General features: G+C 71.6%; 22 protein-coding genes. 13 read left to right on the top strand and 9 right to left on the bottom strand.

The genetic code is table 11. The annotated features are described in order from the left end of the window. Positions 1-224 precede the first annotated feature (224 nt). The 7 genes from AB0C27_RS27105 to AB0C27_RS27075 all read left to right on the top strand — a co-directional run bounded on the left by AB0C27_RS27105 (position 225) and on the right by AB0C27_RS27075 (position 7,765). Entirely contained in the window at positions 225-1,949 is a 1,725-nt protein-coding gene (locus AB0C27_RS27105; protein WP_357848733.1) for an AMP-binding protein, read from the top strand. After that, positions 1,949-3,064, top strand: a complete 1,116-nt coding sequence (locus AB0C27_RS27100) for an acyl-CoA dehydrogenase family protein (protein WP_357848730.1) — start codon at positions 1,949-1,951, stop codon at positions 3,062-3,064. The genes AB0C27_RS27105 and AB0C27_RS27100 overlap by 1 nt, the downstream gene beginning before the upstream one ends. Then, positions 3,064-4,218, top strand: a complete 1,155-nt coding sequence (locus AB0C27_RS27095) for an acyl-CoA dehydrogenase family protein (protein WP_357848727.1) — start codon at positions 3,064-3,066, stop codon at positions 4,216-4,218. The genes AB0C27_RS27100 and AB0C27_RS27095 overlap by 1 nt, the downstream gene beginning before the upstream one ends. Then, on the top strand, positions 4,215-5,243 hold the full coding sequence (locus AB0C27_RS27090; RefSeq protein WP_357848723.1) for a bifunctional MaoC family dehydratase N-terminal/OB-fold nucleic acid binding domain-containing protein: 1,029 nt from the start codon (positions 4,215-4,217) through the stop codon (positions 5,241-5,243). Before AB0C27_RS27095 ends, AB0C27_RS27090 begins: the two co-directional genes overlap by 4 nt. Next, a complete protein-coding gene (locus AB0C27_RS27085) occupies positions 5,240-5,623 on the top strand; it encodes a MaoC family dehydratase (protein ID WP_357848720.1) in 384 nt (127 codons plus the stop codon). Before AB0C27_RS27090 ends, AB0C27_RS27085 begins: the two co-directional genes overlap by 4 nt. Continuing rightward, a complete protein-coding gene (locus tag AB0C27_RS27080; RefSeq protein WP_357848717.1) occupies positions 5,623-6,786 on the top strand; it encodes a lipid-transfer protein in 1,164 nt (387 codons plus the stop codon). Before AB0C27_RS27085 ends, AB0C27_RS27080 begins: the two co-directional genes overlap by 1 nt. A gap of 94 nt (positions 6,787-6,880) precedes the next feature. Continuing rightward, positions 6,881-7,765 carry a sigma-70 family RNA polymerase sigma factor gene (locus tag AB0C27_RS27075; RefSeq protein WP_357848714.1) on the top strand — a complete coding sequence of 295 codons (885 nt, stop codon included), beginning with the start codon at positions 6,881-6,883 and terminating at the stop codon, positions 7,763-7,765. 46 nt (positions 7,766-7,811) lie between these two features. On the opposite strand, the gene AB0C27_RS27070 is transcribed toward AB0C27_RS27075, so the two are convergent. Next, on the bottom strand, positions 7,812-9,545 hold the full coding sequence (locus tag AB0C27_RS27070; protein WP_357848711.1) for a hypothetical protein: 1,734 nt from the start codon (positions 9,543-9,545) through the stop codon (positions 7,812-7,814). A 300-nt stretch (positions 9,546-9,845) separates the two neighbouring features. Here AB0C27_RS27070 and AB0C27_RS27065 point away from each other — a divergent pair, with 300 nt between their 5' ends. The 5 genes from AB0C27_RS27065 to AB0C27_RS27045 all read left to right on the top strand — a co-directional run bounded on the left by AB0C27_RS27065 (position 9,846) and on the right by AB0C27_RS27045 (position 13,799). After that, the gene (locus AB0C27_RS27065) at positions 9,846-10,904 is read left to right on the top strand and encodes an ATP-binding cassette domain-containing protein (RefSeq protein ID WP_357848708.1); all 1,059 of its coding nucleotides are present in this window, start codon (positions 9,846-9,848) and stop codon (positions 10,902-10,904) included. After that, a complete protein-coding gene (locus AB0C27_RS27060; protein WP_357848705.1) occupies positions 10,897-11,577 on the top strand; it encodes an ABC transporter permease subunit in 681 nt (226 codons plus the stop codon). Before AB0C27_RS27065 ends, AB0C27_RS27060 begins: the two co-directional genes overlap by 8 nt. Beyond that, positions 11,574-12,266, top strand: a complete 693-nt coding sequence (locus AB0C27_RS27055) for an ABC transporter permease (RefSeq protein ID WP_357848702.1) — start codon at positions 11,574-11,576, stop codon at positions 12,264-12,266. Before AB0C27_RS27060 ends, AB0C27_RS27055 begins: the two co-directional genes overlap by 4 nt. 38 nt (positions 12,267-12,304) lie before the next feature. Beyond that, a complete protein-coding gene (locus AB0C27_RS27050; RefSeq protein ID WP_357848699.1) occupies positions 12,305-13,237 on the top strand; it encodes an ABC transporter substrate-binding protein in 933 nt (310 codons plus the stop codon). A gap of 61 nt (positions 13,238-13,298) precedes the next feature. After that, positions 13,299-13,799: a flavin reductase family protein gene (locus AB0C27_RS27045; protein WP_357848697.1), complete on the top strand. Its 501-nt coding sequence runs from the start codon at positions 13,299-13,301 to the stop codon at positions 13,797-13,799. Positions 13,800-13,821: 22 nt separating this feature from the next. Here AB0C27_RS27045 and sppA read toward each other — a convergent pair whose 3' ends face one another. Both sppA and AB0C27_RS27035 read right to left on the bottom strand, forming a co-directional pair. Beyond that, positions 13,822-15,522: a signal peptide peptidase SppA gene (sppA, locus tag AB0C27_RS27040; RefSeq protein ID WP_357848694.1), complete on the bottom strand. Its 1,701-nt coding sequence runs from the start codon at positions 15,520-15,522 to the stop codon at positions 13,822-13,824. A gap of 89 nt (positions 15,523-15,611) precedes the next feature. After that, entirely contained in the window at positions 15,612-16,595 is a 984-nt protein-coding gene (locus tag AB0C27_RS27035) for an NAD(P)-dependent alcohol dehydrogenase (RefSeq protein ID WP_357848691.1), read from the bottom strand. Between the two features lie 155 nt (positions 16,596-16,750). Between AB0C27_RS27035 and AB0C27_RS27030 the strand changes: the two genes are divergently transcribed. After that, positions 16,751-17,407: a DUF2306 domain-containing protein gene (locus tag AB0C27_RS27030; RefSeq protein WP_357848688.1), complete on the top strand. Its 657-nt coding sequence runs from the start codon at positions 16,751-16,753 to the stop codon at positions 17,405-17,407. On the opposite strand, the gene AB0C27_RS27025 is transcribed toward AB0C27_RS27030, so the two are convergent. From AB0C27_RS27025 to glgB, 6 genes are all read right to left on the bottom strand, one after another. Next, entirely contained in the window at positions 17,397-18,080 is a 684-nt protein-coding gene (locus tag AB0C27_RS27025) for a response regulator transcription factor (protein ID WP_357848685.1), read from the bottom strand. The genes AB0C27_RS27030 and AB0C27_RS27025 overlap by 11 nt on opposite strands. Positions 18,081-18,082: 2 nt before the next feature. Continuing rightward, entirely contained in the window at positions 18,083-19,279 is a 1,197-nt protein-coding gene (locus AB0C27_RS27020; RefSeq protein ID WP_357848682.1) for a histidine kinase, read from the bottom strand. Between the two features lie 66 nt (positions 19,280-19,345). Then, the gene (locus AB0C27_RS27015) at positions 19,346-20,701 is read right to left on the bottom strand and encodes a S8 family serine peptidase (protein WP_357848679.1); all 1,356 of its coding nucleotides are present in this window, start codon (positions 20,699-20,701) and stop codon (positions 19,346-19,348) included. A 133-nt stretch (positions 20,702-20,834) separates the two neighbouring features. Continuing rightward, positions 20,835-22,226: a S8 family serine peptidase gene (locus AB0C27_RS27010; RefSeq protein ID WP_357848676.1), complete on the bottom strand. Its 1,392-nt coding sequence runs from the start codon at positions 22,224-22,226 to the stop codon at positions 20,835-20,837. Between the two features lie 195 nt (positions 22,227-22,421). Continuing rightward, the gene (locus AB0C27_RS27005) at positions 22,422-24,401 is read right to left on the bottom strand and encodes a S8 family serine peptidase (protein WP_357848673.1); all 1,980 of its coding nucleotides are present in this window, start codon (positions 24,399-24,401) and stop codon (positions 22,422-22,424) included. A 172-nt stretch (positions 24,402-24,573) separates the two neighbouring features. Beyond that, the gene (gene glgB, locus AB0C27_RS27000; protein ID WP_357848670.1) at positions 24,574-26,727 is read right to left on the bottom strand and encodes a 1,4-alpha-glucan branching protein GlgB; all 2,154 of its coding nucleotides are present in this window, start codon (positions 26,725-26,727) and stop codon (positions 24,574-24,576) included. Between the last annotated feature and the right edge of the window lie 118 nt (positions 26,728-26,845).

The raw sequence follows: 26,845 nt of genomic DNA, 5'->3' as shown, positions 1-26,845 counted from the left end.
TGGCGGGCGGCGGCACGGGCACGTGCGTGGTACGCATGAGAACACGTTATCTGATTTCTCGATAACGCGGCTTGTTACTCGCGGGTCACAAACGAGCCCTATTGCCCCATGTCTACGGCGTTACACGGATATATCCCCACCTATCGACACGTACTCGTGCTGGACAGCTTTTAGAATCTGTTCTAGTTTGCGGGGTGGCTTACCAAGCGCTTGCTGGAGGAGCGATGACCGCGGACACGCTCGCCTCCCTGCTGCTCGCGCGGGCCGGGGACGACAGGCCCGGGCTCGTGTTCGAAGAGCGGGTGTGGTCGTGGCGCGAGCACGTCGCCGCCTGCCGGGCGGCCGGCGCCCGGCTGTCCGGGCACGGGCCCGGCACGCACGTGGGGGTGCTCAGCGAGAACGTTCCCGGCATGGTGGTCCTCATCGGGGGCGCGGCGCTGGCCGGGCACGTGGTGGTCGCGCTCAACCCCACGCGGTCGGACGCCGAGCTGGCCCGCGACGCCCGCGCGACGGACGTGACCCTGCTGCTCGCCGACGACCCCTACCGCGACGTGGCGCGGCGGCTGTCGCACGAGCTGGGCGTTCCCGAGTTGCCCCTCACCACGCTCGCCGACGCCGACGCCGACGCCGACGCCGACGCCGACCCGGACGCCGAGCCGGTCGGCCAGGGCCCGGGAACGACCGCATTGGACGCCCGGCCGGCCGCCCGGACCTCAGGCACCGCAGGCCAGGACGCCGAGCCCGCGGGTCCGGGCAGTGGGGTGCCGGAGGCGGGGGAGCTGGTGATGCTGATCTTCACCTCGGGGACCTCGGGCCGGCCCCGCGCCGTCCGCATCACCCAGCGCAAGCTCGCCGTCCCCGGGGTCAGCCTGGCGGCGATGCTCACGCCGGCGGACGTCGTCTACTGCTCGATGCCGCTGTTCCACTCGGGAGCCCTCATGGCCGCCTACGCCCCGGCGGTCGCCTCGGGGGCCTCGCTGGTGCTGCGGCGGCGCTTCTCGGCCTCAGGGCTGCTGCCCGACCTGCGGCGGTACGGCGGCACGTACCTCCACTACGTCGGCAAGGCGCTCTCGTACGTGCTGGCGACCCCCGAGCGCCCCGACGACGCGGACAACCCGCTCAAGATCGCCTTCGGGAACGAGGGCAGCGCGGTGGCGATCAGGAGGTTCGGGCAGCGGTTCGGCTGCCTGGTCATCGACGCCTTCGGCTCCACGGAGACCGCCATCTCGCTCACCCCCGACCCGTCGGGGCCGCCGGGCTGCCTCGGCCGCCTGCCCGACGGCGTACGGATCCTCGACCCCTTCACCGGCCGTCCCTGCCCGCCGGGACGGATCGAGGACGGCCGCCTGCTCAACCCGGAGGAGGCCGTCGGCGAGCTGGTCAACACGGCGGGGCTCGGGCTGTTCGACGGCTACTACAACGATCCTGCGGCGGACGCGGAGCGGATCAGGGACGGCGCGTTCTGGTCCGGCGACCTGGCCTACCAGGACGCCGACGGCTACGTGTTCTTCGCGGGCCGGGGCACCGAGCGGCTGCGCGTGGACGGCGAGAACCTGGCCGTGGCCCCCATCGAGGCCGCGCTGCGGGAGTTCGCCGGGGTGGTGGAGGCGGCGGTGTACCCGGTGCCCGACGCGGCGGCCGGCGATCAGGTCATGGCGGCGCTCGTGCTGGAGGAGGGTTTCGACCCCGGCGCCTTCGCCGCGTTCCTGGCCGCCCGCCGCGACCTGGGCGCCAAGTCGATGCCCCGGTACGTCCGCGTCTGCGGGGAGTTGCCGCAGACGGCCTCGCACAAGGTCGTCAAGCGCCGGCTCGCCCGCGAGGCGTGGCGCACGGACGACCCCGTCTGGTGGCGCGGCCCCGGAGGCTTCCAGCCGCTGGGCGGCGCGGACGTGAAGGCGATCGAGGAGGAGTTCGTACGGCACGGCAGGCAACACCTCTTGGAGACGTAGTGGATTTCAACCTGGACGAAACCCAGCAGGATCTGAAGAAACTGGCCATCGAGGTCCTTGCTAAGGAGGGGGCCAAGGGAGGAGCCAAGGAAGGGGACGGCGAAGGGCGCGAGGAACGGCTCCGCCAGGCCGGGCTGATGGGCGTGTGCGTGCCGGAGGAGGCGGGCGGCGCGGGGCTCGGGCCGGTGGAGATGGGTGTGGTGCTGCGTGAGGTGGGGGCGCGGGCGGTCGCCGTGCCCGCGCTGGCGACGCTGGCCGGCACGTTGACCCTGGCCCGTCATGGCAGCATTGACCAGCAGCGGCGCTGCGCCGACCAGATCACGCTGGCCCTGCGCGAACCCGGCCGCGCCCTGTCCGACCCGCCTCCGCCAGGCTCACCCCCGCAGGGCCCGTCCGCGCAGGGCCCGTCCGCGCAGAGCCCGTCCGCGCAGGGCCCGTCCTCGCAAGGCCCGCCCCTGGCTGGCTCGCCCCGGACCACCGCGACTCCCGACGGCGACGGGTGGCGGCTGACCGGGCGGAAGGTGTCGGTGCCGTACCCAGGATCGGCGGTCCTGGTCTCCGCCGACCAGGGACTCTTCCTGCTGGACTCCCCGCCCACGACCCCCGAGTTCACCTCCACGGGCGAGCCCGCAGGCACGATCGTGCTGGACGGCGCCCCGGCCGAGCGGGTGGCGGGGCCCGAGGCGGTGCGCGATGCCCGGCTGATCCTCACCGGCGCGGTGGCGGCCCAGGCCAGCGGCGTGCTGGCCGGGGCGCTGGAGCTGACCACGTCCTACATCAGGACCCGCAAGCAGTTCGGGCGGGCGCTGGCCGAGTTCCAGGCCGTCACGATGCAGATCGCCGACGTCTACATCGCCGGCCGGGCCCTGGACGTGGCCATGTGGTCGGGGCTGTGGCGGCTGGGGGAGGGGCTGCCGGCCGAGCAGGACCTGGCGCTGGCCGCGTACCACGTGAGCGAGGCCGTCACGGCCCTGCACACCTGCCAGCACCTGCACGGCGGGCTCGGGCTCGACATGACCTACCCGCTGCACCGCTACTTCGCCCAGGCCAAGCACCTGTCCCACCTGCTCGGCGGCGCCGACGCCCAGCTCGACCTGATCGGAGCGCTCGTCTGATGCTCATCGACCTGACCCCCGAGCAGCGAGCGCTCCGCGACGAGCTGCGCGAGTACTTCCAGAACTGCCTCACCGCCGACGACCGCGCGAAGATCGCCACTGACCCGTTCGGCGAGGCGTACATGGAGCACTGCCGCCGCCTCGGCCGGGACGGCAAGCTGGGCCTGGGCTGGCCCAAGGAGTACGGCGGAGGCGGCCACGGCCCCCTGGAGCAGCAGATCTTCGCCAACGAGATCGCCCGCGCCGGGGTGCCGTACCCGATCATCACGGTGCAGACCGTCGGCCCCACGATCATGCAGTACGGGACGCCGGCGCAGAAGGAGTTCTTCCTGCCGCGCATCCTGGCCGGCGAGTGCCACTTCGCGATCGGCTACAGCGAGCCGGAGGCCGGCACCGACCTGGCCTCGCTGCGGACGACGGCGGTGCTGGACGGCGACCACTACGTCGTCAACGGCCAGAAGATCTTCACCAGCGGCGCCCACTACGCCCAGTACATCTGGCTCGCCGCCCGCACCGATCCGGCCGCCAAGAAGCACAAGGGCATCACCATGATGATCGCCTCCACGGACGACCCCGGCTACTCGTGGACCCCGATCGTGACCATGGACGGCCGCCACCACACCAACGCGACCTACTACTCCGACGTCCGCGTCCCGGTGGACATGGTGGTCGGGGAGGTCAACAGGGGCTGGGACCTGATCGTCAACCAGCTCAACCACGAACGCGTGACGCTCGGCCCGGCCGGCAACCTGGCCCAGACCTACGACCGCTTCCGCGCCTGGGCCCGCCGTACGGGGCTGGACGCCGAGCCGGACGTACGCAGGGCGCTGGCCAGGGTGTGGAGCGCCTTCCGGACGAACGAGCTGCTCAACTGGCAGGTGGCGGCCAACATGGACCTCGGCTGGCTGGGCGCGCCTGACGCGTCGGCCACCAAGATCTACGGCTCGGAGCGCATGCAGGAGGCCGGCCGGATCGTCGGGGACATCCTGGCCAGGTACGCCGACCCGTCCGACCCCGAGACCGCCGAGCTGCTCGACCGGGTGGACCACGGCGCGAAGGGCGCGGTGGTGCTGACGTTCGGCGGCGGCGTGAACGAGGTGCAGCGGGAGCTGATCGCCATGCTCGGCCTGAACCTCCCGAGGCCGCCCAGATGACGGGCCCGCAGACCGGCTCGCAGACCGGCTCGCAGACCGGCTCGCAGACCGGCTCGCAGACCGGCGCGAAGAGCGGCCAGAAGGCCGGCCCGGTGATCGGCCCGATGACGGACGAGGAGCTGCACGAGCTGGCGGGCAAGCAGGTGGCGCTGGGCGAGATGCGCGGTGCCCCCGCCCCCGACCCGGTGAACATCCCCATGATCAGGCACTGGCTGACCGCCATGGGCGACACCAACCCGGCCTACTTCGACCAGGGCCTCGCCCCGCCCGCGATGGCCCAGGTGTGGACCATGCAGGCCGCCGGGCATGGCCGTTCGCCGGTGGACGACCTGCTGGCCGCGCTCGACGCCAACGGTTACACGGGCGTGGTGGCGACGAACTGCGAGCAGACCTACCACCGCTACGCCCGCGTCGGCGAGCGGCTGACCCCGGCCACCCGCCTCAGCGGCCTGGCCGGCCCGAAGCGCACCGCGCTCGGCGTCGGCTTCTTCGCCACCTGGAACGTCACCTGGTACGGCGACGGCGACGAGCCGGTTGCCGAGATGATGTTCCGCGTCCTGAAGTTCCGCCCCCGCGAACGAGAGCCGAAGCAGGCGGAGACACAACCTGAGCCCGAGCGGCTGCGGCCGTATCCGCTCCAGCCCGCCGTCAACCAGGACACGGCGTTCTTCTGGGAGGGCGCCAAGCAGGGGGAGCTGCGCATCCAGCGCTGCGCCGACTGCGGCGAGCTGCGCCACCCGCCGGGCCCGATGTGCCCGCGCTGCCGCTCGGCCAACCGCTCGCACACGCTCGCGAGCGGCACGGGAACCCTCTACAGCTACGTCGTGCACCACCATCCGCCCGTGCCGGGACGCGAGACGCCGTTCGTGGTGGGCGTGGTGGAGCTGCCGGAGGGCGTACGGATCGTGGGCAACGTCGTGGACTGCCCCATCGGGGAAGTGGAGATCGGGATGCGGCTGAAGGTGACGTACCGTGCCATGGACGACCGGCTCGTCCTGCCCGTGTGGGCGCCGGAGGAGTCATGATCGGCGCCGCGCTGCCCGAGCTGTCGATCGAGCTCACGCCCACCGTGGTCATCTCCACCGCCCTGGCCACCAGGGACTTCACGCCGGTGCACCACGACACGGCGATCGCCCGCGCCCAGGGCTCGAAGGACATCTTCCTCAACATCCTGACCACCATGGGGCTGGTCGAGCGTTACGTCACCGACTGGGCCGGCCCCCGGGCCGTGATCAGGAGCATCGACGTCAAGCTCGGCGTCCCGGCGTACGCGGGCGACCGGCTCACTTTCACCGGGACGGTCGTGGCGGGCGCGGACGACCGGCTCACGGTCGAGGTGCGCGGCCGGGTGAGCCTCGGCGACCACGCCACCGCAACTGTCACCTTGACGTCCGAGGAGGTCTAGTGCGGGCAAGCACCGCCATCGCGGGCATCGGCGCCACCGAGTTCAGCAAGGAGTCAGGACGTACGGAGCTGCGCCTCGCTGCGGAGGCCGTGCTCGCCGCGCTGGACGACGCGGGCCTGTCGCCCGGCGACGTGGACGGCCTGGTCACCTACAGCCAGGACGCCAACCAGGAGATCGCCGTGGCCAGGGAGACGGGCATCGGCGACCTGACCTTCTTCTCCCGGGTCGAGTACGGCGGCGGCGCGGCCTGCGGCACCGTCGCGCACGCGGCCATGGCCGTGGCCACCGGCATGGCGGAGACGGTGGTCTGCTACCGGGCCTTCAACGAGCGCTCGGGCCGCCGCTTCGGCCAGCCGAACGCCGGGCTGACCGGCCAGCCGACCTCGCAGGGGCTGGAGATGAGCTGGCACGTGCCGTACGGGCTGATGACCCCCGCGGCCTGGGTGGCCATGTTCGCACGCCGATACATGCATACCTACGACGCCACCTCCGAGGACTTCGGCCGGGTCGCCGTGGCCATGCGCAGGCACGCCGCCACCAATCCCGCGGCCTGGTTCCACGGGCGGCCCATCACGCTGGTGGAGCACCAGGAGTCGCGGTGGATCGCCGAGCCGCTGCACCTGCTCGACTGCTGCCAGGAGAGCGACGGGGCGGTGGCCCTGGTCGTGACCTCGACCGAACGCGCCCGCGACCTGCGCAGGTCCCCGGCCGTGATCACGGCCGCGGCGCAGGGGGCGGGCGCGGGGCAGATGATGATGACCAGCTACTACCGCGATGACATGAGCGGGTTGCCGGAGATGTCCGTGGTCGGCCGGCGCCTGTGGGAGACGTCGGGGCTGTCGCCCGCCGACATCCGCACTGCCATCCTGTACGACCACTTCACCCCGTTCGTCCTGACCCAGCTGGAGGAGCTCGGCTTCTGCGGGCGCGGCGAGGCGGCGGGCTTCGTCAGGGACGGCGGCATCGAGCTGGACGGTCCCCTGCCGGTCAACCCGCACGGAGGGCAGCTCGGGGAGGCGTACATCCACGGCATGAACGGCATCGCCGAGGCCGTCCGCCAGATCAGGGGCACCGCCGCCAACCAGCTGCAGAACGTCACGAACGTCCTCGTGACGGCCGGTACCGGCGTCCCGACGAGCGGCCTGATCCTGTCCTCCGACTGAGCTCGGGAGCCCGCCCCCCGGGTGAGCCGATGTCACATCGGTCCGGTTTCATGGGTCGAAGCGATGAGACCGGGCCGACCGAGGAATGTGACAGATGCACGACAACGAATCCCTGACCGGCGTCTTCGAGGCGCACCGCGGTCAGCTGCGGGCCGTCGCGTACCGGATGCTCGGCTCGGTGAGCGAGGCCGACGACGCCGTGCAGGAGGCGTGGATCAGGCTCAACCGGGCCGACACCGCCGACGTCCAGAACATGGGCGGCTGGCTCACCACGGTCGTGGCCCGCATCTGCCTCAACCTGCTGCGCTCCCGCGAGACCCGCCGCGAGGAGCCGCTGGCGGAGCGCCTGCCGGATCCGGTGGTGAGCCGGGCCGACGGCATGGACCCGGAGCAGGAGGCGCTGCTGGCCGACTCGGTGGGGCTCGCGCTGCTCGTCGTGCTGCAGCGGCTGGAGCCGACCGAGCGGCTGGCGTTCGTGCTGCACGACATGTTCGCGGTGCCGTTCGACGAGATCGCCGCCGTCATCGGCCGCAGCTCCGCCGCCACCCGGCAACTGGCCAGCCGGGCCCGCCGCCGCGTGCGCGGGGCCGCCGCCGAGCGGCCCGACCCGGACCTGGCGCGGCAGCGGGCGGCGGTGGACGCGTTCCTGGCGGCGGCGCGGGACGGCGACTTCGAGGCGCTCGTCGCGGTGCTGCATCCCGACGTGGAGCTGCGCGCCGACTCCGGCCCGGCGGCGGCGATGCCGTGGAGCGAGCTGCGCGGTGCGATCACCGTGGCCGAGCAGGCCGTCATGTTCAGCAATATGTCCGACTACGCGTTCCCCGTGCTGGTGAACGGGGCCGCGGGCGTGCTGCTCGCCAGGAACGGCACGGCGTTCACCGTCGGGGTGCTCACGGTCGTGGACGGCCGGATCAGGTCCATCGACATCCTGGCCGACCCGGCCCGGGTGGGCCGGCTCGACGTGGCCGCCCTGACATGACCGTGCTGACGTGAGCAGTGCCGGGCCCCTGGCCCCCGCGAGGGGGTCAGGGGCTGGTGAAGATCGGCATGGAGAAGAAGACGATCATCGCGATGGCGACGCAGAGCAGGAAGCCGACGGCCTCCCAGATCCAGTCGTGGTGGTGATCCTTCTTGCGGCGGACCATCTTCGGCGGGCGGCCGTTGTCGGGTCGCCGCTTGGGGACGGGACGGGCCCGCACCGGGCGCGGGGCCAGCAGCGAATCCGGCCGCTTGGGGGTCTCGCGCCTGGGCTCGTCCCGCCGGCCGGGCAGCCGGTAGACGGGCTCGTCCGCGGGCCTGGTACCGGGTTTGCCGCCGGACGTGGCACCAGATCTGGTGGCGGGCTTGGCAGCGGGGCGGGCGTCAGGCTTGGCGACGGGCCTGAGGCCGGGTCCGGCGGCAGAACGTGCGGCGGGCCCGTCGGCAGACCTGGAGGCGGGCTTATCGGCGGGCTTGGCGACAGGCTTGGCGGCAGGCCCCCGGGCGAACCCCAGAGGGGGCTCGTCGGAGAGCACGTCGCCGGGCCACTCGGCGGGTCCGGAAGCAGGCCGGATGGCGGGCCCGGTGGCCGGCTTCGGCCGTGGCTGGAACAGCGGCGCCGCCTCATCGGGCGGTGACGTCCGCTGGAGCACCGGCGCCGGCGGCTGCCGGAACTCCGCCGGCTGAGGCGCGAGCCGCTCGCTGTGCACGAGGACGTCGCCGGTCATGTACGGATCGGGCGCGTCCTTGGGCAGGATCACGTCCCCGGTCGCGAACGGATCGGCCGCCGACGCCTCCGGCGGCGCCATGAAGAACGGCCGCTCCGGCACAGGAGTCCCGGCACCCGGTGCCGACGGCCGGTTCCCCGACGCCCGATTTCCCGGCGGCCGGTTCTCCGACAGGGCGTCCCCGAAGATGCCGGGCGAGTCCAGCACGTCCCGGAAGGGCCGGGTGGAGCCCAGCGGGTCGCGCAGCGTCAGGTCGCCGCCAGGCGTGCGCCGCCCGTAGAGCTTGGGCATCGGGGTCGTGGTCTCTTCGAGCGGCGAGACCCGCGACGAGGCGGGAGGCGTCAGCAGCTCCTGGGGGAAGATCACCGTGCTGGTCGCCGGGTCCGCCTCGGCCAGCGGCTGCGGCCAGACGGGCGGGCTGGGCCAGCGCGGCTTGACGAACATGGGTCCTGGCGCCGCCGTACGCGAGCCGGCGAAGTGGATGCGTACGGCGCCGGGCGGCTGCGGCCAGGGGAGCCGGCCGAGCACGTCGTTGAGCGGCGCGACCTTCAGCGCGCCGAAGACGTCGGCCACCGGCTTGGGCAGGCGTGCCCCGGCCGAGGCGAGCGCCGCTCCCAGCGCCCGCCTGAACCGGTGCCCCGCGCCCACGGCCAGTTCCTCGGCGGTGTCGGGGGCCACGTCCAGCACCCAGGCCAGCTCGGACTTGCTCAGCCCGCACACGGCGCACAGGACGAGCACCTCGCGGTGGTGGGGGCGCAGCTCGCGCAGGGATCGCTCGACGAGCGCGGTGGCCGGGTCGATGAGCGGATCGACGGCGGGCGGGGAGTAGGTGATGTTGCGCCGGTGGATCTCGCGGCGGGCGAAGGCGTAGATGGCGGCGCGGGGAGGCACGGTGGCCGGAACGCTGGTGAGCACGGTGACCAGGACGTCGGACGCAGAGCCGAGGTCGCCGAGCTGGTCCGCGCAGTACGCGAACAGCCCGGCGGCGTAGCGGTCGTAGAGCTCTGCGATCAACTCTGCGCGCTGGCGCTGATCGGTGAGCGGCTGAGACACGGGGCCGGTCCTCTTGCAGTGTGCGGACTCTGGGGGTGAGGGGGCGCGTCAGCGTCTTGTGGACTGATGCGTCAGGAATGGTCAGGGTAATCATGCCAACCCTCGTGGTCCGGCGCACTACCAGATCCGGATTTAGTGTGAATATCCCAGGTCATTGGCAGCCCCAAGTGAAGCGTTTAAGGAATACCCGGGGGGACAGAGGCCTGCATATCGCCGTAGGGTGTGGGGTCAAGAGATCATGCGGCGGTCGTGGCAGGGGGCTGCGGCCCTGCCACCGAAGCCCGAAGCGAGAGTTCGCGCGTGATCACATTCGACTCTGTCACCAAACGTTATCCGGACGGAACGGTCGCCGTGGACCACCTCAGCCTTGAGGCGCCCACCGGCGAGATCACCGTGTTCGTCGGCCCGTCCGGGTGCGGCAAGACCACGTCCCTGCGGATGATCAACCGCATGATCGACGCCACCGAGGGCCGGATCCTCCTCGACGGCGAGCCGGTCCAGAGCATCGACCCGCCGACGCTGCGGCGTGGCATCGGCTACGTCATCCAGCAGGCCGGCCTCTTCCCCCACCGGAAGATCGTCGACAACGTCGCCACCGTCCCCTACCTGCTCGGCTGGGACCGCAAGAAGGCTCGCGCAAGGGCCATGGAGCTGCTGGAGCGCGTCGGGCTCGACCCGGCCTTCGCCGGCCGTTACCCGTTCCAGCTCTCGGGCGGCCAGCAGCAGCGCGTGGGCGTGGCCAGGGCCCTGGCCGCCGACCCGCCCGTGCTGCTCATGGACGAGCCGTTCAGCGCGGTCGACCCCATCGTGCGCACGAGCCTCCAGGACGAGCTGCTGCGGCTGCAGAGCGAGCTGAACAAGACGATCGTCTTCGTCACCCACGACATCGACGAGGCGATCAAGCTCGGCGACCGGGTGGCGGTGCTGCGGGTGGGCGGCAAGCTGGCGCAGCTGGCCGATCCCAAGACGCTGCTGTCCGAGCCGGCCGACGACTTCGTCCGCGAGTTCCTGGGGCACGACCGGGGGATCAGGCGGCTGCAGTTCGTCTCCACCGAGGGGCTGCGGATCCGTACCGACCTGACCGTGACGGAGGGTTCAAACGATGGCGCCGGCGAGCCCTGGCTGCTGGTCGTGACCGGCGACGGGCGGCCGGTGGGCTGGCGGTCCGGCGCGCGGCCGTCCGAGCTGGAGCCGTACGGGACCTATGTGCACGGCCGCGACAGCATGCGCGCGGCTCTCGACGCCGCGCTGCTGTCGCCGTCCGGCTGCGCCGTCGCCGTGAACGGCGACGGCAAGGTCGTCGGCGTGGCCACCAGGGAGGCGCTGGACGCGGCGCTGGCGGAGGCCGCAGATGGGTGACGGCCCTCCTTCCATCTGGGAGTGGATCGGGCGCAACTGGGACACCGGGCGGGTCGACAGCATCAGCAACCTGCTGACCGACCACCTCACGATGTCACTCGTGCCGATCGTGCTCGCGCTCGTCCTGGCGCTGCCGCTGGGCCTGGCCTGCGTGCGCTGGCGCTGGCTCTACCAGCCCACCTCGGGCTTCATGAACATCGTGTACGCGCTCCCGTCGCTGCCCGTCTTCATGCTGCTGATCTCGGTGACCGGGCTCTCGCAGACCACGGTGATCATCCCGCTGACCTTCTACGGCATGGCGGTGCTGATCCCCGCCGTGGTGGACGGGCTCAACTCGGTGCCCGACCACGTCCGCCAGTCGGCCGTGGCCATGGGCTTCACGCCGCTGCGCCGGCTGCTCCAGGTCGAGTTGCCGATCGCGGTGCCGGTGGTGCTGGCCGGGATGCGGGTGGTCGCGGTCTCCAGCATCAGCCTGGTCAGCGTGGGGGCGCTGATCGGGCAGGGCGGGCTCGGCGGGCTGTTCACCCGGGCCTACCAGAATCCGTTCATGCCGCCGGTGATCGTCGGCATCGTGCTCATCGTGGCGCTGGCGCTGGTCGCGGACGGGCTGCTGGTCCTGGCCCAGCGGCTGCTCACGCCCTGGGTGCGGGCCAGGAAGGGAACGGCGTCATGAACTGGCTGACCTCCTTCTTCGCCTGGCTCGTCGAGTTCTTCGGCAACGGGGACAACTGGGCGGGCCCGGGCGGCATCCCCGCGCGGCTGCTTGAGCACCTGGAGTTCTCGGCCCTGGCGCTGCTGCTGGCCGTGCTGATCGCCGTGCCGCTGGGCCTGGTGATCGGGCACACGGGCCGGGGCGAGGTGCTCGTGGTCGTCTCGGCGAACCTGGCCAGGGCGCTGCCCACGCTGGGGCTGCTGGTGATGTTCGTGCTGCTGCTGGGCACGGCCTCGATCTGGCCGGTGATCATTCCGCTGGTGCTGCTGTCGGTGCCGCCGATCCTGGTCAACACCTATGAGGGCGTCAAGGGGGTCGATCCCGAGCTGCGTGACGCCGCGTACGGGATGGGGCTGCGCGGCGGCCAGGTCCTCGGCCGGGTGCTGGTGCCGGTGGCGCTGCCGCTGATCCTGCTCGGCTGCCGCCTGTCGGCGATCCAGGTCGTGGCCACCACCACCGTCGCCTCCTACACGGGTCTGGGCGGTCTCGGCCGGTATGTCATCGACGGTTTCGCGACCAAGGATTACGCGAGCGTCGTCGGGGGTTCAGTACTGATTGTGCTGTTCGCACTGGTGGTGCAGCTCTTGTTCGCGCTCGCGCAGAGGGTGGCGGTCTCACCGGGGGTGAGCCAGCGGCTGAAGGTCCGATAATCTCCCGTATTACCTCCCGCTTAGAAGGGAAATGCAACATGAGACGCAAGTACGGCATCGCGGGGGTGCTCCTCTCGGCGATGCTCGCGCTGTCCGCCTGTGGTGGCGGCAGCGGCGGCAGCACCGGGGGCAATCCGCTCGACACGACGAGCGCGGCCCCCACCGGCTCGGCTTCGGGCGCTGGAGGTAAGGCCGTCATCGGCTCCTTCGACTTCGACGAGAGCGTGCTGCTGGCCTCGATCTACGCCCAGGCGCTGGAGGCCAAGGGCGTGCAGGTGGAGGAGAAGCCGCGCATCGGCAGCCGCGAGGTCGTCTACGACCAGGTCAAGGGCGGCGGCTTGACCGTGGTGCCGGAGTACAACGGCAACCTGCTCGCCTTCGTGGACCAGAAGGACACCGCCGTGACCACCGACGAGGTGAACGCGGCGCTGAAGTCGAAGCTGCCGGCCGAGCTGGAGGTGCTCGACTCCTCGCCCGCCGAGGACAAGGACAGCCTCACGATCACCAAGGACACCCAGACCAAGCAGTCGCTGAACACCATCGAGGACCTGGCCAAGGTCTCGAAGGACATGATCGTCGGCGCTCCGCCCGAGTTCAAGAAGCGCTGGGAGGCCCGCTTCAAGGACGTCTACGGCCTGGAGTTCAAGGAGTGGAAGCCCACCGGGCCGACCACGGCCGACGCCCTCAAGGACGGCTCCATCCAGGTCGGCAACATCTTCACCACCGACCCCAAGATGACGGCGAACAACCTGGTCCCCCTACAGGACACCAAGAACATCTTCGCCGCCCAGAACGTGACCCCGCTGCTGCACAAGGCCTCCGCCGACGACACGATCAGGACGACCCTGAACGGTATCTCGGCCAAGCTGACGACCGAGTCCCTGCTGGAGATGATGCAGAAGATCTCCGTCAACAAGGACGAGCCCGCGACCGTGGCCAAGGAATGGCTGACCTCCAACGGCCTGGGCTGACCCCCGCCGCGCGCGTGAGGGCCCGCACGGGCCCTCACGCCCCGTCGCCGGGAGCCGCCCGATGAGTTCCGCCGAGAACTTCACCGGGAGCTTCACCGAGGCGATGGCGCAGCTCGCCGCCGGGGTGGCGGTCGTGACCGCGCGCGACGGGCGCGACGACATCGGCACCACCGTGACCGCGCTGATGTCGGTCTCGCTGGAGCCTCCCCTGGTGCTGGTCAGCCTGGCCTCCGCGGGCTACCTCACCGAGGTCCTGCTCAGGCAGGACCGCTGGGCCGCCTCCCTGCTGTCGTCGGGGCAGGCGGCCGTGGCCAGCCGTTTCGCCACCGCCGGACGGCCCAGCGCCCGGCTGCTGGTGGCCGGCACGCCGCACCATCGGGGGGAGCACACGGAGGCGCTGGTGATCGAGGGCGGAGTGGCCGCGATCGAGGCCGAGACCACCAGGGTGGTCCCGGCCGGGGATCACACGGTCTTCGTCGCCGCCGTCCTGGACGTCGCCTACGTCGATCCGTCACTTCAGCCGCTGGTACGCGTACGCGGCCGCTACCGCTCGACCACCTGACGCCCACCGGGCTCAGCGGATGTCAGCGGATGACGTACCAGGACGGCAGGAGCAGCGGGCCGCCGGCGGCGGGCAGGCCCAGCTCGGCCGACAGGCGGGCCAGCGGCCCCCAGGCGTCCAGCCGGATCCTGGCCAGCGCGGCCGACTTGTCCTCGCTGGAGTCGGGCCCGCGCAGCCGCTCGATCACGTTGAGCCTGGGGTAGGAGCGCACGGGGGCGTCGTCGGCCAGCCCGGCCCGCTTGCGCGCCAGGGCCAGCGCGTCCTCCAGCCCGCCCAGCTCGTCCACCAGGCCGTTGGCCCGCGCGTCCGCGCCTGTCCACACCCGGCCCCTGGCCAGCTCGTGGGTGCGCTCGCGGCTCAGGTTGCGGCTCGTGGCCACCTTGCCGGTGAAGTCGTCGTAGATGCGGTCGAGCCAGGCGTTGATCCGTTCCCACTGCTCGGTGGAGAAGCCGCGCGTGGTGGAGAACATGCCGGCGTTGGCGCCCTCTGCCACCATCTCCGAGGTGACGCCCAGCTTCTCCAGCAGCTCCGACAGGACGGGCTTGCCGCCGTAGACGCCGATCGAGCCGGTCAGCGTGCCCGGCTGGGCGATGATCACGTCGGCGGCCATCGAGATGAAGTAGCCGCCGGAGGCCGCCAGGTCGCCCATCGACACGATGACCGGTTTGACCTCGCGCAGCAGCGTGACCTCGCGCCAGACCGTGTCGCTGGCCACGTAGGAGCCGCCGGGGCTGTCGACCCGGAACACCACGGCCTTGACGTGCTCGTCGCGCCTGGCGGCGCGCAGCGCGGCGCTGATCGTGTCGGAACCCATGGCCCCGCCCCCGCCGAGCGGGCTGCGCCCGCTGCGACCGGTCCTGATCATGCCGGTGGCGTGCACGAGCGCGACCCCGTCGGCCGTCGGGTTGGGCAGCTTGCGTACGGCCGCGCCACGGGCGTAGCGGGCGACGTACAGCAAATGGGCCTCGTCGCCCGCGGCCCGCTTGACCTCGTCGTAGACCTCGTCCCGGTAGGCCAGCCCGTCGACCAGCCCGGCCTCGTGCGCCTCGGTGGCCGTGAACGGGCCCCGGTCGATCAGCTCGCGCACCTTGCCAGGGTCGAGCCTGCGGCTGTCGGCGATGCCCGCGACGAGGCTCTCGGTGATCGACTCCACGATGCGGCCCATGGACTCGCGGTGCGGCTCGGTCATGCGGTCCTGGGTGAAGGTGTTGGCGGCGGTCTTGTACTCGTGCCGCTGGCCGACCTCGTAGCCGATGCCCAGCTTGCCCAGCGCGCCCTTGACGAAGCGCTGCTCCACGGCCACGCCGGTCAGCCCGACGTCGCCGCTGGGCTGCAGGTAGAGGCGCTCGAAGGCGCTGGCCAGGTAGTAGGGGACGGTGCCGCCGCCGAACTCGCCGAACGTCTCGCCGAAGGCGACGGTCAGCTTGCCCGAGGCGCGGAAGTGGATCACGGCCTGGCGCAGCTCCTGCACCATGGCCAGGCCCAGCGGGTTGCCGCCGATCTTCACCACGAGCGCCTTGACGCGTGGGTCCTGCCTGGCCCGGCGCAGGCCCGACAGGACGTCGGCCAGGCGGGGCTTGCGCATGGACAGCAACGCGGCGACCGGGTCCGCCGGCGGGCCTTCCGTGAGGCCCTCTGTGAGGTCGAGTTCCAGCACCAGCGGGGCCGTGCGCCGCTGGCGAAGCTTGCCGACGGTTTCGAAGATCGCCTTGCCTGCGTCCATAAAAGCCACCCTAAGCGACACATTTCGAAAACGGTCCGCCCGACGAACCGAGGTCGTCCGGCGGGCGGGAAGTCCCCCGCCCGCACCTGTCATATCGTGATGACGACCTTCCCGGAGGCATGTCCCTCCTCCTGGTACCTGACCGCCTCCACGGTGTCCGCGAACGCGTACGCGCGATCGACGACCGGCGTGACCTGCCCGCTCTCGATGAGCTCGGTCAGCTCGCGCAGGTTCCGCCGGTTCTCGGCGTTGCCGATCACCTGGGTCACCATCGCCTTCTGCGAGGCGAACATCGACGCCGCGACCATCGTGAACATGCGCCCGGCCGGCTGCACCCACCGGCCCGCCGCCGCGCCCAGCATGACGCAGACGCCCTTGCGCTTGAGCACCCGCCGGCACTCGGCGAACGAGCGGTTGCCCGCCACGTAGAGGATCGCGTCGTAGGGCGGCCCCATCCGGGTGAAGTCCTCCTTGGTGTAGTCGATCACCTCGTCCGCCCCGATCGACCTGACCAGGTCCACGTGGCGGGTGCTGCACACGCCGGTGACGTGCGCCCCGTACGCCTTGGCGAGCTGCACCGCGAACGTGCCGACGCCGCCCGAGGCCCCGTTGACCAGGACGCGGTGGCCCGGCCCGACCTTGGCGTCGTCGCGCACGGCGAGCAGGGCCGTGCAGGCGGCCAGGGGCACCGCCGCGGCCTGCTCGAACGACAGGTTCCGCGGCTTGGGCGCCACCTGGCGCTCAGGGACGCTGACGTACTCGGCGAACCCGCCGCCCTCGGGCAGGGCGAACACCTCGTCGCCGGGGACGTACTCGGTCACCCGCTCGCCGACCGCCTCCACCACCCCGGCCACGTCCGCACCCAGGATGGGCTTCTTCGGCCGCAGCCCGAGGCCGCCGGGCATGACGCGGGCGACGTACGGCTCGCCGCGCATGCCGTGCCAGTCCCAGGGCTGCACCGAGGTGGCGCGGATCCGGATCAGGACCTCGTGCGGGCCGGGGACGGGGGTGTCGACGTCGGTGAGCCGGAGGACGTCGGGGGAGCCGTACGAGCGGAGAACGAACGCCTTCATGATGCCTTCCCTTCGTTGGCGGGCCCTCAGTGTGTGCGCCGGTCGCGGGCCGGCGGAACGGCCGAAAGTACGAGCTCTCGACCGGCTGATCGGCCCATGGGGAAGGGGTCTCAGGGCCGATGAGCGGGGGCGGGTCCGGCGGTCACCATCGAGGCATGCACAGGAAACGGAGAGCCGGATGGCTCGCGCCCACGGGGTTGATCGCACTCAGCGCCGTCCCCGTGCTGGCCGGCGCCGTCCGCATGAACGAGATCGTGAGCGGCGCCCCGATCACCCCGGCCAACGCCCGCTTTCTCACCTTTCCCGCCCCCGTGACCGTGCACATCGTGGCCGTCACCCTCTATACCGTGCTCGGCGCCTTCCAGTTCGTCCCCGGCCTGCGGGCGCGCAGGCCCCGCCGGCACCGCGCGGCGGGGCGGCTCCTGGTGGTGGCCGGGCTGCTGGCGGCGCTGTCGGGGCTGTGGATGACGCTGTTCTCCGAGGTGCCGCCGGCGGACGAAGGGCTGCTCGCCTGGTTCCGGCTGGTGTTCGGCTCGGGCATGCTCGCCGCCCTCGTGCTCGGCTTCCGCGCCATCCGGCGGCGCGACGTGCGCCGCCACCGCGCCTGGATGACCCGCGCGTACGCGATCGGCCTCGGCGCCGGCACGCAGGCGCTGACCCAGGGCCTGTGGCTGGCCTTCGCCGGCCCGCCGGACGACGTCACCAGGGCGCTGCTCCTCGGGGCGAGCTGGGTGATCAACCTCGCGGTGGCCGAGTGGATCATCCGCCGCCGCCGTGGATCCAGGCGGCTCCCGTCGCCGGTCAGCCCTTGACGCGGTCGGTCTCGTACGCCCACATGGCGATCTCGACCCGGTTGCGCACCCCGAGCTTGGTCATCAGGCTCGCGACGTGGCTCTTGACCGTGCTCAGCGAGATGTGCAGCTCTTCGGCGATCTCGCTGTTGGTCCGCCCGCGCGCCACCGTCACCAGGATCTGCTCCTCCCGGTCGGTGAGCGGCTCGATCGGCTGCACGCGCGGCCCGGAGGGAGCGGCGCCGGCGAAGGCCGACAGCAGCCGGGCGGTGATGCTCGGGGCGATGAGCGCGTCACCCCTGGCGGCGGCGCGGATCGCCTGGCCGAGCAGGTCGGGGCCGGCGTCCTTGAGCAGGAACCCGCGGGCGCCCGCCTGGAGCGCCGCGTAGACGTACTCGTCCAGGTCGAACGTGGTGATGACGACGACGGCCATCGGGTCGGCCACGTCGGGCCCGGCCAGGAGGCGGGTGGCCTCGATGCCGTCGCAGCGGGGCATGCGGATGTCGAACAGGCACACGTCAGGACGTAGCCGCCTGGCCAGCTCGACGGCCCGGCGGCCGTCGCCCGCCTCGGCGACGACCTCGATGTCCGGCTGGGCGTCCAGGATCATCCTGAGCCCGGTGCGGGCGATCTCCTGGTCGTCGGCGACGATCACCCGGATGGGGGCGTCCGCGGGGTCGCCGGTCGCGCTCATGCTCATGTGCTCCTCGGGGAGACGTCGTGCTTGGGGGTCCTGGGCAGGACGGCGGTGACGGTCCAGCCGCGCCCCGGGTTGGGACCGGCCTCGCAGGTGCCGCCGAGCAGGTCGGCGCGTTCGATCATGCCGAGCAGCCCGTACCCGGGCGAGGGCGGGGGCCTGGTGGCGGTGCTGTCGCCGTCGTCGCTCACCCGCAGCCGAACGGAGGCGTCGTCGGCGGCGACCCTGACCTCGATCCTCGTGGCGTGCCGGGCATGGCGGCGGGCGTTGGTGACCGACTCCTGGGCGATGCGGTAGACGGCGGCGCCCACCGAAGGGGGCACGCCGTCGAGGTCGCCGTCGATCAGCACCTCCACGGCGGGACCGACCTTGGGCCGCCCGGCCAGCTGCTGGAGGTCGGCGAGGTGGGGGTTGGGGGCCAGCTCGGGCATGTCCCCGCCTCCCGGCGCCCGGTCGTGGCGCAGGACGCGCACCATGGCCCGCATCTCGGCGAGCGTGCGCGACGCCTCGGCCTCGATCACGCGCAGCGCGTCAATGGCGGCGTCCGGATGGGTGGCGGCGGTCGCGATGCCGGCCTGGGCGCGGATGGCCATGGCCGAGACGTGATGGGCGACGGTGTCGTGCAGGTCGCGGGCCAGTTGCTCGCGTTCGAGCAGTTTGACCTGATCGAGCTCGCGCGCCCTGGCCCTGGCGCGATAACGGAAGGCGCCGCCCAGGGCGAACGCGGCGAACACGACGGTGAAGGCGCCGATGATGTCGGAGGCGGCGAGCTGCCCGGGGACCGTGGCGACCTGCCCGGTGAGCGTGGACGTGGTCACCGCGGCGGTGATCAGCCCCAGCCCGAGCGTCATCTCCCGGCCGGACCCCCACCGGGCCAGCGCGTAGAGCAGGATCACCATGTACGCCACCGAGCCCATCTCGGCCGGGTCGGCGCCGGTGACGTTCTGGATCAGGCCCGTGACGACGACGGGGACCGCCAGGCAGGCCAGCGGGTGGGTGCGCCGCCATAACAGGGTCGGCAGCATGACCAGCGGATAGACGATCGAGAGCGGCCGCCACAGCAGGTCCGTCCGCAGGATGCCTTCGAGCACGATGGCCAGCGCGAACAGCCCGACGAGCGCCCAGTCGCGCCACACCCTGCGCGGGGCGCCGGGCGGACGGGGCTCGTCCCACACGGAGCGGAGGAGGCCGTGCACGCCCTCATCGTACGAGAGCGGGCCCCGGCCCGGCGCGGGGGAGCGCCCGCGCCGGGCCGGCGGTGACTACCTGTCGCGCAGTGCCGCCCAGACGTCGATCCGCGGCGTGGTGACCTCCGTGCCGGCGCTGGTGTAGGCGATCGGCTTGCCCGTGCGCCGCAGCGCGGACACGAGCTGGTCCACCGAGGCGGTGCGCCGCTTCTGGCGCAGCACCGCCAGCGCGCCCGTGACGTGCGGGGTGGCCATCGAGGTGCCGTTCAGCGACGCGTACGTGTCCCCGGCGATGGCCGCGGTGATCGCGACGCCCGGCGCGAACACGTCCAGCAGCGCGCCCCTGTTGGAGAAGGCCGCCACCGCGTCCTGCTTGTCCGTGGCGCCCACCGCGACCGTGTTCGAGACGCACGCGGGCCACGACACCGAGTCGTCGAAGCCGTCGTTGCCCGAGGCCACGACCGTCGCGGCGCCCTTGGCCATGAGCTTGTCCACCTCGGCCTTGAAGTCGGCCCCGTCGCCCTCGTCGCAGGCCACGTCGTACTTGCCGCCGCCCAGGCTCAGGTTGACCGCGGCGATCTTGTACTGGTCGGCCAGCAGGTCGGCGTAGGCCATGCCGGTCAGGATGGAGGAGTCGTAGGCCAGGATGCAGACGGGGCGTCCGGCGCAGTAGGGGGAGTTGTCGAAGCGGCTGAACACCTGGACCGGCACGATCCTGGCCTTGGGGGCGACGCCGTCGGCGGCGAACTCGGCCGTCCGCTGACCGGCCGCGATGCCGGCCACGTGGGTGCCGTGGTAGCACAGGCCGTACTGCGGCTGCGGGGCGCCCGTCGTGCACGCGGTGCTCTCCGCGTCGGCCGCGCCGTCGCCGATCTGGAACTGGCTGCCGTTCGGGCACAGCGGGGTGGAGCCGTCGACGGGGTCGGCGGCCGAGAAGCACGCCTGGGCCACGATGCGGTCGCCGAAGGCGGGGTGGTCGTTGTCGATGCCGGAGTCCAGGATGGCCACGGCGGTGCCCTTGCCGGTGAAACCGGAGCGCCGCGCCCGGTCCGCGCCGATCAGCGGGATGCTCTGCACCAGCGTGGGCTCGTTGAGCTTGTCCCTGCGGATCGAGACGACGTCCGACTGCCCGGCGATCTGCTCCAGCTCGGCGCGGGTGCCGCGGTAGACGAAGAAGTCGAGCTTGGCGGCGATCTCGGAGGGTGGCTGGGCCTCCACGTTCTTCCTGTCCCGCTTGACCGCCTCGGCGCTGGACTGCACCGCCTGCACCTGGGCGGCCCGGGTCACGTGCACGATGGCGCGGTGCTCGCCGCTCGCGGTGATCGCGGGGTCGATCTTGGACTCGGGGTCGGCCAGGGCGGGCGTCGCGATGAGCGTCGCCGAGGTGGCGGCCAGCGCGATGGCGCCGGCCAGCAGAGACGAGAGTCTCAACCGTTCCTCCGGAGGGGTTCGGGGGGAGTTGTCGGGAGAAGTGTAGTAATTCGACTTGTGGGGTCAGAGGGAAAGGTGGGTTTTCACGCGAAAGGCCGGACGGTCGTCCCGCCCGGCCCAGGAAGGCGCGTGATCAGGCCTGCGGGTTGGTGGCGGGGGTGGCGCCGGCGGTGGCCCGCTCCACGTCGATGCGCGCCGTGGTCACCTGGGTGCCCGCGGCGTTGAACCGGATCTGGGCGCCGGTGTCGCGCAGCCGCTGCAGGCTCTGCTCGACCGTGTTGTTCGGGAACGCCTGCCGCATCAGCGCGAACGCCCCCGCCACGTGCGGCGCGGCCATCGAGGTGCCGTTCTTGTCGCCGTACGCGTCGTCGGGCACCGAGGAGCGGATGGCCACCCCGGGCGCGAACAGGTCGAGCAGCGGCCCCCGGTTGGTGAACGAGGCGAGCGCGTCGGAGTCGTCCGTGGCGCCGACCGTGATCGCGGTCGAGACGCAGGCGGGCGCGGAGACGCCGTTCTCCCAGCCGCTGTTGCCCGCCGCCACCACCGGGGCCACGCCCAGGCCCACCAGCGCGTCGAACTCCGGCTTGACCGCCCCCGCGCTCGGATCGGTGTCGCACGCCTCCGCGTACGCCCGCCCGCCCCCGAGGCTCATGTTCACCGCCGCGACGTTGTGCGTCCGCGCCACCCTGGCCACGTATTCGAGCGCCAGCTTCTGGTCCGAGGTGTAGCTGAGGAAGCACGGCGTGGGGCCGCCGCCGACGCCGCAGGTCAGCGGGTCGTCCACGCGGCTGAAGACCTGGATGGGCAGCAGGCGGGCCTCGGGGGCGACGCCGTTGGCCGGCGCTCCCGTGGTCAGCCGGCCGGCCGCGATGCCCGCCACGTGCGTCCCGTGCGAGCAGACGTTCGCGCCGTCCACGGTGCACTGCGGCGTCTCGACGTCGGCCGCGCCCGGCCCGGTCTGGCTGGGCTGGTTGTTCGGGCAGAGCGAGACCGTGCCGTCACTCGCATCGGAGGAGGAGAAGCACGCCTCGTCCGCGATCCGGCCGGCGAAGAACGGGTGGTCGCGGTCGATCCCGGTGTCGAGCACCGCGACCGTGGTGCCGGTGCCGTTCCAGCCGGCCTGGTTGGCCCGGTCCGAGCGGATCACGGTGGTGCTCACGTCGAGGTTGGGCGCGCTCAGCTCGTCCTTGTAGACGGCCTTGACCCGGTTGTCCTTCTTCAGCTTGGCCAGCGTCCTGTCGTCCACCTCGGCCACGAAGAAGTGCGGCGACTGCGCCGCCTCCAGCACCCGGCCGCCCTCCGAGGCCATCTCCAGGTCATTGGCCACGGCCTGGACGCTTTGGCCTGGTTTGAGCTGGATGATGGAGCGGACCTTGTTCTTCTTCTGGATCTCCGAGACGAGCGCAGGGCTGATGATCGGGTCGCCGGTGTCGGCGGAGTCGGCTTGCAGGGCCGGAGCGGTCCAGAGCACGGCTGATGTCACGGACAGCGTCAGGACGCCAGTGAGCAGAGACCTTAGCCTCACTTTTTCCTCCCGGGGCTGGAGCCGTGAAGCATTTTTCCGGCTTCCGGCTGCGTACAGCCGTTTACATCCCCCCGTGTGACAAGTGTGATGTCAGTGACGTATGTAGCCCAGAGAAACGTTGGAGGCTTTTTTGCCTTAAAGAGCGAGACGAGAGAGGGCCGGTCAGATTCGACCGGCCCTCTCCGGAGTTATCGCTTATTTCACTGATTTGAGGACGTTCTTCGTCGCCTTCTTCAGCGCCGCCGCGGACGGCTTGGCGCTGAGCCGCACCTTCTCGCCGGCCGTCAGCGACGTGGTGCCGTTCGTGCCGTGTGCCCAGTTCAGCCAGGCTGTCAGCAGCGCGCCGTCGAGCTTGGCCTTGCCGGTCTTGCCGCTCTTCAGTACGCGGTACGCCTTGCCCAGCGACGACGCCTTCGTCAGCTCGGGGAAGACCTTGCTGGACTTGGCGATCAGCTTCAGGTAGCAGGTGAGCGTGGCGTCGGGGATGGAGCCGGTGCTGCGGTGCAGCTCGATCGCCCATTTCTTGGCCGTCAGCTTCTTGGCCGCCGTGCCGCGCGTGCACACCGCGGACACCGGTGACGCCGTGTGGGTGACGGTCACCGTGACCGTGACCGTCGGCAGCGGGACCGGGCTGACCGACGACGTGGGCTCGGGCTCAGGCTCGGTGCCCGGGTCGGGGTTCGACGAGTCATCCGGCTCGGGGCTGGGGCCGCTGGTGTCGCCGGGGCCCGGTTGCGTCGGGGACTGCGTGATGGGCGGCTGCTGCGCCGTCCCGGCCAGGGCCGCCGCCAGGTCCAGGCGCGGCGTGGTGACCTGGGCGCCGTTGGAGTCGTACACGTACGGGCGGCCCGTGCTCTTCAGCTTCTCGATCAGCTCGGCCATCGGGACGTCCGGCGTGGCCGCCTTCATCAGCGCCAGCGCGCCGGCCACGTGCGGGGTCGCCATCGAGGTGCCGCTGTAGACGGTCGTGGCGTTGTCCGGCACCGACGACTCGATGTCCACGCCGGGCGCGAACAGGTCGAGCAGCGGGCCCCGGTTGGAGAAGTCGGCGACGGCGTCGGAGTTGTCGTTGGCGCCGACGGCCACCGCCGAGGAGACGCAGGCCGGGTGGGAGACGCCGTCGAAGAACTCGTTGCCCGCGGCCACCACGGTCGCGATGTTCTTGGCCAGCAGCGCGTCGATCTTCTCCTTGAAGACCGCGCCCTCCTCGGTCCCGTCGCAGTTCGACTCGTACAGCATGCCGCCCAGGCTGAGGTTGACCGCGGCGATCGGCTGGTTCAGCGTCCCGACGTAGTCCAGCGCCTCGCGCAGCGACGACTCGTACGCCATCAGGCACGACGGCTCGCCGCAGAGCTCCTCGTCGTTGATCCGGCTGAACACCTGCACCGCCACGATGTTCGCGCCGGGCGCCACGCCGCCGGTGCCGGCCGCGATGCCCGCCACGTGGGAGCCGTGGTCGCACATGTTCACCGTTCCGGCCAGGCACTTCGGCGTGGTGGCGTCGGCCGCCGCGCCGTCGGTCTGCTTGTTCTGCCCGTTCGGACAGAGCGACTCGACACCGGCCTCCTCGGTGGCGGAGAAACACGCCTGTGCCACGATCCGGCCGGCGAACCACGGGTGGTCCGGGTCGATGCCGGTGTCCAGCACGGCCACCGCCTGGCCGGCGCCGGTGAAGCTCTTCGCGTGCGCCTGGTCGGCGCCGATCAGCGACAGGTTGGGAGTGACGTCGGCCGGCAGGTACGTACGGTCGCGGTGGATGGAGGAGACCCGGGGGTCCTCGGCCAGCTTGGCCAGCTCCTCCGCCGTGCCCTCGACGACCATGAACGACTGGCTCAGCGGCTGCAGCACCACGTCCACGTTCTCGGCCGCGGCCTGGGTGGCGACGGGGGCGTTCTCGGCGGGGTCGGTGAGCTCGACGATGGCCCGTTCGGTGCCGCCGTCCACGCCTAAGCCCGCCTCCACCTTGCTCTCGGGACCGGACGGCTCCTCGGTCGGCGTCGTCTCGGCCGGCGGCGCCTCGGCCGGTGGGGTCTCCGCTGGCGTCGTCTCGGCCGGAGGGGGCTCCTCGGCCGGTGGCGTCGGCGTCTGGGACGTGCCCGGCGTGGGGATGAGCGTCGGGTCCTCCGCGTAGGCCGGAGCCGACAGCGGCAGCAGGGCCAGGACGATCGAACTCACGATCAAGGGGCGGAATCGCACGCGTCCTCCGAGGGGGATGATCTCGGAGTTTAGGGCGATTTGCCCGACACGCACAGGCCCCTAGGCCGGTTTCTCACGGAACTTTCAGCCGCCGCACCTCAAACGTTCAGCCCGAAACCGCCCAGCCCGCAGACGTTCAGCCCGCAGACGCTCAGCCCGGCCCCTCGTGGGTGAGCCACACCGCGCCCAGCGGAGGCACCCGCAGCGTGGCGGAGCAGGGCAGGCCGTGCCACGGCTCCTCCGTGGCCTCGACCGTCCCCATGTTGCCGACGCCGCTGCCCCAGTAGTCGTAGGCGTCGGTATTGACCGCCTCCGACCACCGCCCGCCGTACGGGAGCCCGAGCTTGTAGTTCTCGTGCGGCCCGCCGCTGAAGTTCACCACGCACGCCACCGCCGAGCCGTCGTTCGCATAACGGACGAATGAGAACGTGTTGCCCGAGGCGTCGTCGGCGTCGATCCACCGGAACCCCTCAGGCCTGGAGTCCTGCTCCCACAGGGCGGGCGTCTCGCGGTAGAGCCGGTTGAGGTCGCGGACCAGCCGCTGCACCCCCTGGTGCCCGTCGAACTCCAGCACCCACCAGTCCAGCCCGCGCTCCTCCGACCACTCCGAGCCCTGGCCGAACTCGCCGCCCATGAACAGCAGCTGCTTGCCCGGATGCGCCCACATGAACGCCAGCAGCGCCCGCAACTGCGCGAACCGCTGCCATTCGTCGCCCGGCATCTTGCCCAGCAGCGAGCCCTTGCCGTGGACGACCTCGTCGTGCGACAGCGGCAGCACGTAGTTCTCGGAGTAGGCGTACAGCAGCGAGAACGTCAGCTGATGGTGGTGGTACTGGCGGAAGACCGGCTCGTGGCGCAGGTATTCGAGCGTGTCGTGCATCCAGCCCATGTTCCACTTGAAGCCGAACCCGAGCCCGCCCAGGTGCACCGGCCGCGAGACTCCCGGCCAGGCCGTCGACTCCTCGGCCACGGTCGAGATGCCCGGAGCCTCCCGGTAGCAGACCGAGTTCATCTCCTTGAGGAACTCGACCGCGTCGAGGTTCTCCCTGCCGCCGTACACGTTGGGCGTCCACTCGCCCTCGCGCCGCGAGTAGTCCAGGTAGAGCATCGAGGCCACCGCGTCCACCCGCAGCCCGTCGACGTGGAACTCCTTCAGCCAGAACAGGGCGTTGGCGACCAGGAAGTTGCGTACCTCCCTGCGGCCGAAGTCGAACACGTAGGTGCCCCAGTCGGGGTGCTCGCCCCTGGCCGGGTCGGCGTGCTCGTAGAGCGGGGTGCCGTCGAAACGGGCCAGCGCCCATTCGTCCATCGGGAAGTGGGCCGGCACCCAGTCCAGCAGCACGCCGATGCCGCGCTGGTGCAGGCGGTCCACGAAGTGGCGGAACTCGTCAGGCGTGCCGAACCTGGCCGTCGGCGCGTAATAGGACGTCACCTGGTAGCCCCACGACCCGCCGAACGGGTGCTCGGCCACCGGCAGCAGCTCCACGTGGGTGAAGCCCAGGTCGGCGACGTACTCGGACAACTGGTCGGCCAGCTCCACGTACGACAGCCCGGGCCGCCACGAGCCCAGGTGCACCTCGTAGACGCTCATCGGCCCCGTCTGCGGCTGCGCCTTACGCCGCTCGACCATCCAGGCGTCGTCCTGCCAGCTGTAGTCCGACTTGTCGATCACCGAGGCCGTCAGCGGCGGCACCTCGGTCCGCCTGGCCATCGGGTCGGCCTTGTCCCGCCATACGCCGTCGGCGCCCAGGACCTGGTACTTGTACCGCTGACCCGCGCCCAGCCCCGGCACGAACAGCTCCCACACCCCCGACCGGCCCAGCGAGCGCATGGGGTAGGCGGTGCCGTCCCAGTGGTTGAAGTCGCCGACGATCCTGATGCCGCGCGCGTTCGGCGCCCAGACGGCGAACGCGGTGCCGTCGACGTCCTGGTGCTCCATCACCCGCGCGCCGAGCGCCTCCCACAGCCGCTCGTGCCGCCCCTCACCGATGAGGTGCAGGTCGACCTCGCCCAGCGTGGGCCAGTGCCGATAGGGATCGAGCACCTCGTACGGCTGCCCGCCGGCGTACTGGACGCTGAACCGGTAGTCGGGCACCTTGTCCAGCCCCGGGACCGTCACCTCGAACACGCCGTGGGCCTGGTGCTTCATGTCATGGGCAGAGCCGTCGTCCAGCACCACCCGTACGCGTTCCGCCAGTGGCCGCAGCGTACGGAAGACCACCCCGCCGGACACGGGGTGCGCTCCGAGCACGGAGTGCGGATCGTGGTGCGCCCCGCCCGCCAGGCGGTCGAGCTCTGTCCTCATCGGCATGCTCCCAACCCTGCCCTAAGATGACCGTCCATCCCAGGCACTGCCCGCTTTCACCGCGACAATCACCGGAAGTGCGAAATCGCGGGTTTATTACAGGACGATGCCGAAGCGG

Source organism: Nonomuraea sp. NPDC048882, from assembly GCF_040649755.1.
Taxonomy (GTDB): domain Bacteria; phylum Actinomycetota; class Actinomycetes; order Streptosporangiales; family Streptosporangiaceae; genus Nonomuraea; species Nonomuraea maheshkhaliensis.
This window is presented reverse-complemented; position numbering and strand designations above follow the sequence as displayed.

Coding starts and splice junctions, on each gene's coding strand:
- AB0C27_RS27105 (WP_357848733.1), top strand. CDS start 225: ATGACCGCGGACACGCTCGCCTCCCTGCTGCTCGCGCGGGCCGGGGAC.
- AB0C27_RS27095 (WP_357848727.1), top strand. CDS start 3,064: ATGCTCATCGACCTGACCCCCGAGCAGCGAGCGCTCCGCGACGAGCTG.
- AB0C27_RS27090 (WP_357848723.1), top strand. CDS start 4,215: ATGACGGGCCCGCAGACCGGCTCGCAGACCGGCTCGCAGACCGGCTCG.
- AB0C27_RS27085 (WP_357848720.1), top strand. CDS start 5,240: ATGATCGGCGCCGCGCTGCCCGAGCTGTCGATCGAGCTCACGCCCACC.
- AB0C27_RS27075 (WP_357848714.1), top strand. CDS start 6,881: ATGCACGACAACGAATCCCTGACCGGCGTCTTCGAGGCGCACCGCGGT.
- AB0C27_RS27060 (WP_357848705.1), top strand. CDS start 10,897: ATGGGTGACGGCCCTCCTTCCATCTGGGAGTGGATCGGGCGCAACTGG.
- AB0C27_RS27055 (WP_357848702.1), top strand. CDS start 11,574: ATGAACTGGCTGACCTCCTTCTTCGCCTGGCTCGTCGAGTTCTTCGGC.
- AB0C27_RS27050 (WP_357848699.1), top strand. CDS start 12,305: ATGAGACGCAAGTACGGCATCGCGGGGGTGCTCCTCTCGGCGATGCTC.
- AB0C27_RS27045 (WP_357848697.1), top strand. CDS start 13,299: ATGAGTTCCGCCGAGAACTTCACCGGGAGCTTCACCGAGGCGATGGCG.
- sppA (WP_357848694.1), bottom strand. CDS start 15,522: ATGGACGCAGGCAAGGCGATCTTCGAAACCGTCGGCAAGCTTCGCCAG.
- AB0C27_RS27035 (WP_357848691.1), bottom strand. CDS start 16,595: ATGAAGGCGTTCGTTCTCCGCTCGTACGGCTCCCCCGACGTCCTCCGG.
- AB0C27_RS27030 (WP_357848688.1), top strand. CDS start 16,751: ATGCACAGGAAACGGAGAGCCGGATGGCTCGCGCCCACGGGGTTGATC.
- AB0C27_RS27025 (WP_357848685.1), bottom strand. CDS start 18,080: ATGAGCGCGACCGGCGACCCCGCGGACGCCCCCATCCGGGTGATCGTC.
- glgB (WP_357848670.1), bottom strand. CDS start 26,727: ATGAGGACAGAGCTCGACCGCCTGGCGGGCGGGGCGCACCACGATCCG.